This window comes from Nocardia anaemiae NBRC 100462 (assembly GCF_001612725.1).
Taxonomy (GTDB): domain Bacteria; phylum Actinomycetota; class Actinomycetes; order Mycobacteriales; family Mycobacteriaceae; genus Nocardia; species Nocardia anaemiae.
This window is the reverse complement of record NZ_BDAZ01000113.1, coordinates 1-4160: the sequence shown is the minus strand read 5'-3', so window position 1 is coordinate 4160 and position 4160 is coordinate 1. Positions and strand designations below refer to the sequence as shown.

Annotated in this window: 6 protein-coding genes; 5 read left to right on the top strand and 1 reads right to left on the bottom strand. The window is 64.2% G+C overall.

The window, feature by feature from the left end; genetic code table 11:
* Positions 1–142: 142 nt before the first annotated feature.
* From NA5_RS38585 to NA5_RS38565, 5 genes are all read left to right on the top strand, one after another.
* Positions 143–436 (top strand): DUF1330 domain-containing protein, encoded by a 294-nt coding sequence (locus NA5_RS38585; protein WP_062993980.1) that lies wholly within the window; start codon positions 143–145, stop codon positions 434–436.
* 229 nt (positions 437–665) lie between these two features.
* The gene (locus tag NA5_RS38580) at positions 666–860 is read left to right on the top strand and encodes a hypothetical protein (RefSeq protein ID WP_062993978.1); all 195 of its coding nucleotides are present in this window, start codon (positions 666–668) and stop codon (positions 858–860) included.
* Between the two features lie 319 nt (positions 861–1179).
* On the top strand, positions 1180–2142 hold the full coding sequence (locus tag NA5_RS38575; protein ID WP_062993977.1) for an alpha/beta fold hydrolase: 963 nt from the start codon (positions 1180–1182) through the stop codon (positions 2140–2142).
* 77 nt (positions 2143–2219) lie between these two features.
* A complete protein-coding gene (locus NA5_RS43430; RefSeq protein ID WP_062993976.1) occupies positions 2220–2564 on the top strand; it encodes a nuclear transport factor 2 family protein in 345 nt (114 codons plus the stop codon).
* 388 nt (positions 2565–2952) lie between these two features.
* Positions 2953–3546: an MspA family porin gene (locus NA5_RS38565; RefSeq protein WP_062993979.1), complete on the top strand. Its 594-nt coding sequence runs from the start codon at positions 2953–2955 to the stop codon at positions 3544–3546.
* Positions 3547–3911: 365 nt separating this feature from the next.
* On the opposite strand, the gene NA5_RS42000 is transcribed toward NA5_RS38565, so the two are convergent.
* Positions 3912–4160, bottom strand: a 249-nt coding sequence (locus tag NA5_RS42000; protein WP_218020261.1) for a hypothetical protein, incomplete at its 5' end; no start/stop codon positions are given.

Below are 4160 nucleotides of genomic sequence, written 5' to 3'. Positions count from 1 at the left end.
AACCGGTCTTTCCCTCGCCCGCACATCAAGCCCTAACCTGCGCATATGACGATTCAACCGACCGCAGTACCCGTCGCCGGGATCGATCGATCCGAGTGTCGATTCGAAGTCGGACGTGTCCGGCCGAACACAGGAGGTTTCCATGGCTAAGGGCTACTGGGTCAGTGTCTACCCCGCCATTTCCGACCCTGAGAGGCTGACTGCCTACAACAAGCTGGCCCGTCCGGCTGTCCAGGCTGGGGGCGGGCGCGTCCTGTCCCGTGGCGGTCGAGTCGTCGCCCACGAGGCCGGAATCACGCAACGCGTCGTTCTGATCGAGTTCGACAGCTTTGAACAGGCCGTCGCGGCATACAAGAGCGAGGCATACCAGAAGGCGCTGGTGGCCTTCCCCGACGGCGTCGAGCGCGACTTCCGAATCATCGAAGGCATCGACTGACCGGCGGGCCCAGCCATCGCTGAGCATCGGTCACCTGATACGCACACGGTGCCGAACGACGACTCTGTCGTTGACGTAGCCGTCCAGAGACACGCCGAACGCGTAGATCGGTTCCTCATGACTGGGCCGACCGCTCGGACGCCGATAATTCATTCATCGGACAAGGACGAGGCGCTGGCGGTGACTGGCCGCCGCGCTCGGGCTCCCCGAAGGGATCACGTCCCATAGCTTGCGCAAACACCTTGGTACCGAGGGCATCTCGGCCGGACTCGACGTAACCGGGGTCGCCGACCACCTCGGCAACACCTCCCGCGTACACAAATCGTACGTGCGTCGGCGCCAGCCACACGCCGACGTGACCGCACACATCGGCGACAAGCTCGGCCCTGCACTCAACGAGGTCGCACGCGGCCGCTCCAGCTAGCGTGTCCTCCGCCGCGAGATCGACCGCCTGCACGTGGGCACCTTCACCGGCCCCGCTGGCACCTTCCGCCGCCTCACCGAGCTGACCAAGTCCCAACGCAACATGCTCAGCCGCCTCGGCGCCCTGCCTGGAGACACGCTCGCCAGGCACGCATCTCACTGTCACCCCAGCTCACGCCATAAGACATGGCTCCAGGCGCTCGGAATCTGCGAAACCCAGGACAGTGCAATGACAGTATGTCGGTACGTCGCGACACGTAGCCGAGGTGTCGCTTCGCTACGGATGCGCCAGCAGAGTGCGGGCTGGTTGAGTCCAGCGTATGAACGCGATCGAGCACCGCACTCTCACCGTCAACGGTTTATCGATGCATATCGCCGAGGCTGGTCGTGGGCCGCTCGTGGTACTGCTGCACGGATTTCCCGAGGTGTGGTACTCGTGGCGGCACCAACTGCCCGCCTTGGCGGCCGCCGGCTACCATGCCGTCGCCCCGGACGTCCGCGCTCACGGCCGCACCGACTCCCCCGCTCGGATCGAGGACCACGGCATGCTCGAACATGTCGCCGACGTCATCGCACTGCTGGACGCACTCGACGCACCCAACGTTGTACTGATCGGCCACGACTGGGGCGCGAACACCGCTTGGGCGGCCGCCGAACTGCACCCCGAACGCATCCGCGCGATCGCCGCACTCAGCGTGCCCTACCGGCCGCGCCCGGCGGATCCTCCCATCGTCGAACTCCGGCGATGGAGCGGAAACCGATTCAACTGGATGCTGCACTTCCAACAACTCGGCATCGCTGACGCCGAACTCGCCGCCGACCCCGCCCGCACCTTGCGGCTGATCCTCACCGCGCTCGCCGGCGAGGCAGGCGAACTCGGCACTCACCTGCTCACCGAACTGCCCCGTGGGGCGGACCTGCTCGACGCGATCCCCGAGCCCGCCGCGCTACCACCCTGGCTGTCGGCCGCCGACCTCGCCTACTACGTCGACGAATACCGGCGCACCGGATTCACCGGCGGACTGAACCGATACCGCAACGCCGACCGCGACTGGCACCGCGTCCCCCACCTTGGCACCACCGTCCTGCATCAGCCCGCCCTGTTCATCGGAGGTGCGTACGACAGCGCCGTCCGCTTCGCAAACCACACCGCCAGCAAGCACTACGTCCCCAACCAAGCCGAACCTGTCATCCTGCCCGGCTGCGGCCACTGGATACAGCAGGAACGACCGACTGCGGTCAACGACGCCATACTGGCCTTCCTTGCCTCCCTGCGCAACTAATCGGCTGCAATATTTCATCGCCTGAGCAAGGAGGAACAGTGTCACCACATGACGTCATCACCAAGGTTTGTGAAGTAATGTCCGGCTGGGCGGCCGCCGAGCGAGACGCCGATACCGCGGCGCTGGATGCGCTGCTGGCCGAGGACTTTCGCGCGGTCGGTCCGCGCGGTTTCCTGTTGAACAAGTCTCAATGGTTGCAGCGGTACGAGACCGGCGACCTGGTCAACGAGTCCTTCGATATCGACGATGTCGACGTCCGCATGTACTCGACAACTGCCGTCGTGAACGCCGTGCAAATGCAGACCGCGACCCATCAAGGTCATCCCGCGTCCGGCCGATTCCGTATCACGGTCGTGATGATTGGTGGCGAAGAAGCCTGGCGGATCGTGAATATCCAGCTCTCTGCAATGGCCCAGAACTAGAAAGCAGGTGTCGGTTCGAGTAGCGAGCCGATCCCTCCGGCCAAGGGCAATCGTGGCAAACAGATCACCCAGATGGACCGGTTGCTCACCCGGCTTGTCACCGGTATCCATCGCGGCATTCTGCGGTTGACGAAGGGCCCAGCACGCGTCCAGGAGGGATTCGGGCCCCTCCGGGAGCACCGACTGTTTCCTCCTGTGCGCCAAATCCTCTCGGCCCGCACGATCCCCGGTCGCCGAAAAATAGCACCCGGCAACCACGTTACGACGTGCAGAACAAGACCAGCGATACCCCAAACCAAACCCCCGGGCCCCAATCCCGGCGTTAGCTGAAAACTCGAGATAAGGACATGTTCGAATGAGAAGCTTTGTCGTCGCGTTGACGTGCATGATGGCAGCGACGCTCGTTGCCAGCACGTTCGGGACTGCGTCCGCGGATCCGGTGGCGGACAAATCGCGCGAGGTCGTCACCGACGATGGTTGGCAGGTGCGAGTCACCAAGGTCGCGGAAAATTTGGATCGCGTTCCAAACCTGGCCGACTCTCCGTTCACCCGTGAGGGGTTCGTCGGACTGGAGGCAATCGCCGACATCACCGGACACGGTCGGGTACCGGTCAGCTCGGGGAGCCTGACCGTGGGATATCAGATCGGTTGCCAGGTTGATGTGTCCAATGGGCTGACCGTCGGACTGTCTGCGGCGATCGGACCTAACGTGGGGATCTCGGTGGGAGGTGTGAACGTCGGTGCGAGCGCACTGGCGATTCCGAGCGTGTCCTTCTCACCGAAGCCGGGCGCGATCACCACCGTGCCTCTGGGGACAAAGGCCCTCGCCGGCGCGCATTCCTCGATCACCGTCGATCAGGTGCAGATCAAAATCGACTCCTGTCTGGGGCCGGCGAGCTTGCGCTCGTATGCGATCGTGTCCACCTCGACCGCCGACGCCGACAACTCCGTCGCCGTGTACGGCGACCCGATTTGGCTGTGACACCGATGCGTGCCAGGTGCTTCCACTCGATCACGGTCGCGCTGGCGATCGCCGCATGCTCGGTCTCCATTGCCCGAGCCGACACTGCAGTGCCCACCAGCACCTGCAGCGGCACACAATCCGGTTCACAAGCGTGCCCGCCCAAGCCAACGGAAGGCGGCCCTCAATCCCCGGTTCTGTCTCTGTCACAGCTGGTTCCGCCGCCTCGGAGCCCGAATCGACCGAGCCCGGCGGGTCTGGCCTCTGCGCTGACCCCGCCCCCATCCGGCCCACCCGCGGCCCAGCCCATCGTCCAGTAGCCGAATCCCGTTCCCGCAGCGGGATCAGGACACTCGATCGACGTGATTTCCGCGCAGTTACCCCGCTCACTGGTCATGCCGCGTTCCGTCTGCTGCCGGACGATCTCTAGCCGATCTGTCGGTGCTCACATCGAAACCTTCTTTGTCGCCCCTTGCCACCAGCATCATAGGATTCGTCACCGAAGTTGTTGTTTCTGCTGCATGATCCAGATCGGCACCTGTGGGGTATGTGCCCGTGGTTCGCTCAGTCTGGCGTGGACGGCGATTGGCCGGTATTGCGAACGCTGGTGTCGTGCGACTGTTTCGATAGTCCGC